Source organism: Microcystis sp. M109S1 (assembly GCF_020247025.1).
Taxonomy (GTDB): domain Bacteria; phylum Cyanobacteriota; class Cyanobacteriia; order Cyanobacteriales; family Microcystaceae; genus Microcystis.
Window position 1 is genome coordinate 1 of sequence record NZ_JADBRW010000046.1, and the last position, 4,399, is coordinate 4,399.

Annotated in this window: 5 protein-coding genes and 1 pseudogene; 4 read left to right on the forward strand and 2 right to left on the reverse strand. The window is 44.5% G+C overall.

What is annotated here, in order from left to right; genetic code table 11:
- The 4 genes and pseudogenes from IM322_RS01855 to hetL all read left to right on the forward strand — a co-directional run.
- A pseudogene (locus IM322_RS01855) lies at positions 1–197 on the forward strand (RNA-guided endonuclease TnpB family protein); the annotation flags it as partial.
- A gap of 133 nt (positions 198–330) precedes the next feature.
- The gene (locus tag IM322_RS01860; protein ID WP_287673024.1) at positions 331–1,341 is read left to right on the forward strand and encodes a DUF6398 domain-containing protein; all 1,011 of its coding nucleotides are present in this window, start codon (positions 331–333) and stop codon (positions 1,339–1,341) included.
- Positions 1,342–1,537: 196 nt separating this feature from the next.
- Entirely contained in the window at positions 1,538–1,900 is a 363-nt protein-coding gene (locus IM322_RS01865; RefSeq protein WP_016514338.1) for an ArsR/SmtB family transcription factor, read from the forward strand.
- A 54-nt stretch (positions 1,901–1,954) separates the two neighbouring features.
- The gene (gene hetL, locus IM322_RS01870) at positions 1,955–2,617 is read left to right on the forward strand and encodes a heterocyst differentiation pentapeptide repeat protein HetL (RefSeq protein WP_287713084.1); all 663 of its coding nucleotides are present in this window, start codon (positions 1,955–1,957) and stop codon (positions 2,615–2,617) included.
- A 300-nt stretch (positions 2,618–2,917) separates the two neighbouring features.
- Here the strand turns inward: hetL and IM322_RS01875 are convergent, their stop codons facing one another.
- Positions 2,918–3,055: a photosystem II reaction center protein K gene (locus IM322_RS01875; RefSeq protein ID WP_008206475.1), complete on the reverse strand. Its 138-nt coding sequence runs from the start codon at positions 3,053–3,055 to the stop codon at positions 2,918–2,920.
- A 50-nt stretch (positions 3,056–3,105) separates the two neighbouring features.
- Positions 3,106–4,230: a tRNA guanosine(34) transglycosylase Tgt gene (gene tgt, locus IM322_RS01880; RefSeq protein WP_079205940.1), complete on the reverse strand. Its 1,125-nt coding sequence runs from the start codon at positions 4,228–4,230 to the stop codon at positions 3,106–3,108.
- Positions 4,231–4,399: the final 169 nt, after the last annotated feature.

Here is a 4,399-nt window from a genome sequence, read left to right on the forward strand (position 1 = left end):
CAAGTGTGGATGTGTTTTGGAGCGGGATGAAAACGCCGCAATCAACATCCTTAAAAGGGGACTAAGTACGGTAGGGCATACCGGAACTTTTGGGCTAGATCCAATAAACGCTTGGGGAGAGAATACCTCTACTTTTTCAGAAGCAATTCTGTCTTTCGCAAGTAATCTCTGTGAACCAAGAATCCCCGTCTCTTTAGAGCGGGGAGTGTCAAAACCACCGTCAGGAGCAAGCAACAAACCCAGACAGCAAAGACTATTTTAGCGTCAGTTTGCCTGTCGGTCAGCTAATCCCCTAAAATTAAAGGAAAGCCTCGGAGGAAAACTAGAGTTATGACTTTTAATATCCGACAATTAGATAATTTAGACTACGATGAAGCCGAACCTTTATTAGAAGATTATATTACTGGAGCGATCCAAGAATATATCAATTCGCCAGAAGGGAAAGAATATTATCAAGAAAAAGAAGAAGGTGGTGGTTGGATTGCCACCTTTATGGAGTTAGGCTATCTCTATGAAGGTTATACCCTTGCTACCATGACTAAGGCAGATGTGCAAATCTTAATGGAGAAGATTTTACCACGCAAAATTACTATCCTCGATCCGACGGAAACCGAAGATGCTATCCCTGAATTAATTAGTTTTTGGCAATTTTTGGGACGAGAATATAAATTAACTCAGGCTAAAGCTATTATTAAATATTTAGAGCAATTAGGCGATCGATTTAGTCAACTGATGAACGATACCAACAGTGGCGGTTTTATGAAAAATCTCTTGTTACAAGCGCATCAGCAGGGTTTTGATATCACCAGTCAGGAGGGGTTAACAGCTTTTCAAGAAAAATATAATGCTGAACAACGCGCCAAACAGCAAGCGGCAGCAATATTGAAAAGAACGCTTCCAGCTGTTCCTAAATCGGAAAATGTTCCCAAGGCAATGCAGGCCAAATATCAAGAAATTATCGATATTACTGATAAATTTGCCGCTCAATATCTTAATGAAGAATACGCCCAACTTATTCGCCAGTTAACCGCAACTTTAGCTCGTAAGCGTCCCTCTCCCCTAGAAAAAGGTAAGGCTAATTCCTGGGCTGCCGGCATTACTCACGCAATAGGAATGGTCAATTTTCTCTTCGATCCTACTCAAAATCCCCACATTTCGGCCAAAGAACTTTATCAGGCTTTTGGGGTTGCTCAAAGTACAGGACAAGCTAAATCAAAACAAGTGAGAGATTTACTGAAGATGTCCTATCTTGACTCAGAATGGGCTTTACCAAGCAATTTGGAGAACCATCCTAGCACTACGGTCCGGAAGTTAATCACTACCATGCTCGGTTATAGTTAGGGTTTGCTGAAAAAGTCTTTTGGTGGAGCTAGGAGGCACTCTTGCAGCAGTAGATTCCTGAATGACCCAATCTCGATCGAGTTTGCCGACTAGACTCTAGTTACCTCTCCAGTTAAACTATAGTAGTCAATAGTTATAAAGTTTTAAACGATAACCTATTGTCAGCCTTTTTAACTGGTCACTTTATTACCTACCTATGTTAGACAGTTTCTCCCCCCAAACCTCTAGCGTCGTCCTCGCTTCGGTGGCGGACTATTTCAAAGTCCTGTCGGAAGTCAGTCGCCTACAGATTCTCAGTTGCTTGCAATTAGGCGCGATGAATGGTAAAGAAATCGCCGAAGCTACCGGACTGGGTCAGGCCAATCTCTCCAAACACCTGAAAGCTTTAACCCAAGCGGGAATTATCTCGCGGCAACCCCAAGGAGTCAGCGTTTACTATCAAATTACCGACCCCGTGATCTATGATCTCTGTAAGGTGGTTTGCGATCGCATTAGTCAGCAAATGCGTCAACGGGCCCGAGAATTCGAGAGTCTGCCGGCTTTCCATCTCCCTAAATAAAAATTACCAAACCCTTGACATTTTGCCTCAATTATGATATAGAAAAAAAATTCCATGCTCCTAGAAGAACTTTGTCAACGCTATCGGGAGGGAGAAAGAGATTTTCGGGGGATTAATTTGCGGGAAAGCGACTTAACTAATATTGCCCTCCCAGGAGTCAATTTTTGCCGTGCCGATCTGCGACAGGCGCGGTTAGGAAAAATACGCCTCGCGCGATCGCTGCTGAGAGAAGCGGATTTAAGTGAGGCGATTCTCTGGGGAGCAGATTTAAGTCAAGTGGACTTTTATCGAGCTTGTTTACGAGATGCGGACTTAAGCGGGGCTAATCTCATCGAAGCCAATTTAGAAGCCACTTATTTAACCAAAGCCGTCTTAAACGGTGTTAATCTCAACAGTGCTAATCTCCAGCAGGCCGTATTAATCGATACGGATTTTCGCTCCACTTCCGACCAACGCACGGACTTAGGCAAAACTAACTTTTGCGGAGCCGATCTCAACTATGCCAATCTGAGCGGCTCCCTGTTATATCGAGCTAATTTCGCTGATTGCCGACTTTGCCGGGTTAATTTTCGTGCTAGTCCCGAAAGAGACGGATTTATTACCGATCTCACCGGGGCCAGTTTCCGGGGTGCGGATCTCAGTTATGCCGATTTGCGCGGGGCAATTTTAGAAGATGTGGACTTGACTGATGCTGATTTAACCGGGACTTTGTGTTAATCTGGGAAGCTTTTTAAGTAAACAGGGATCAGTAAACAGTAATCAGTGAAAAGATGTCATTTCACTTAAAACTCAAATCCGATAACAAGGGCTGAATCTCAGACCTAATTGGTTAAGCTAAAAGCTTTGATGTGCTTAGTCTCTAACCTTCTTTTTAGGTAGGAAAATTGTCAGATTCTGTCTTTTGCCTCTTGCCTGTTGCCTCTTGCCTTCAGAAGCTGATAACTGCTCACTGATAACTGATAACTGCTCACTGATAACTGATAACTGCTCACTGATAACTGATAATTGAGGGTCGATTTATTTAAAACCGACGGATGCTTGCCAAACAAAGGCCAGCAAGAGGAAAAATAGGGGAATCAGGGGCAAGACATCGACTAAGGGGTCGAAAATTTGGTATGCTTCCGGCAATTTGGCCAACAAAAGTGCAGTTTCCATCTCTCTATCTACCTTGACAAGAAAATTTTCAAACGTTTCCTGAAATTTTATCACGTTGGGGTAACATCTAAGGCATCCTCAAGCCAAGGGGCAAAATCTTGGGCAAAAGTTCCTTCTAGGATAGATTGACGAATTTCACGGGTAAATCTGATTAATTCGGCGATATTGTGCAGAGATAAGAGAATATAACCCAACATTTCCCCCGATTTAATTAAATGATTCAGATAGGCACGGCTAAAGTGTTGACAGGTGTAGCAGGGACAAGTCTCGTCTAAAGGGGCGAAATCCTCCTTAAAACGGGCATTTTTTAGGTTCCAACGCTCTCCCCGCACTAAAGCCGTGCCATGGCGACCAAAACGGGTGGGAATGACGCAATCAAACAGATCTATGCCACTAGCGATCGCCTTGGCCATTTCTCGATAGGTTCCCACTCCCATCAGGTAACGGGGTTTATTTTCGGGGAGTAAAGGGGCAGTTATCTGGACAATGCGATGAATTAGGCTCGTTTCTTCCCCCACACTCACGCCACCGATAGCATAACCGGGTAAATCGAGTTTTACTAAAGATTCCGCCGCCGCTGCCCGTAAATCCTCATAAATTCCCCCCTGCACTATGGCGAATAAAGCCTGTTGTTGGGGTCGTTGATGGGCCCTCAGACAGCGCTCTAACCAGCGATAGGTGCGTTCTATGGATGCTTTCATGGTCTCATGACTGACTCCCGTGGGGGGACATTCATCGAAGGCCATAATCACATCAGCACCGAGGGCATTTTGAATCTGAATCGATTTTTCTGGCGTAATTTCGATTATTCTACCGTCCCGGGGCGATCGAAAGGTGACTCCCGATTCTTTAATTTGCCGCAGTTGACTCAGGCTAAATACCTGAAATCCACCAGAATCTGTTAATATTGGCTGATTCCACGCCATAAACTCGTGTAAACCTCCCGCTTTCTCGATAATACTTTCTCCAGGCTGCAGATGCAGGTGATAGGTATTAGCGAGAATCATTTGCGCCCCCGTGCTGGCGATTTGAGCGGGGGTCAAACCTTTCACCGTGGCCAAAGTTCCCACGGGCATAAAACGGGGTGTTTCTACCGGTCCGTGGGGAGTATGCCAAACCCCAACCCGCGCGCCAGTTTGGGGACACCGGGCGATTAATTCAAAGGAAAATCCCACTGTTTCAGTTATCAGTTATCAGTTATCAGGGCTCTTCTAGGTTCTGTGTGAGCATGGTATAATAGTAACACAGAACAGGAGGTGGGTTATGTGGATAAATTTTGAGCAACTCCTCGATTTACCAAATGTAACAGTGGTCAATTATCAAAAAATTGAGCAGACAATTTTC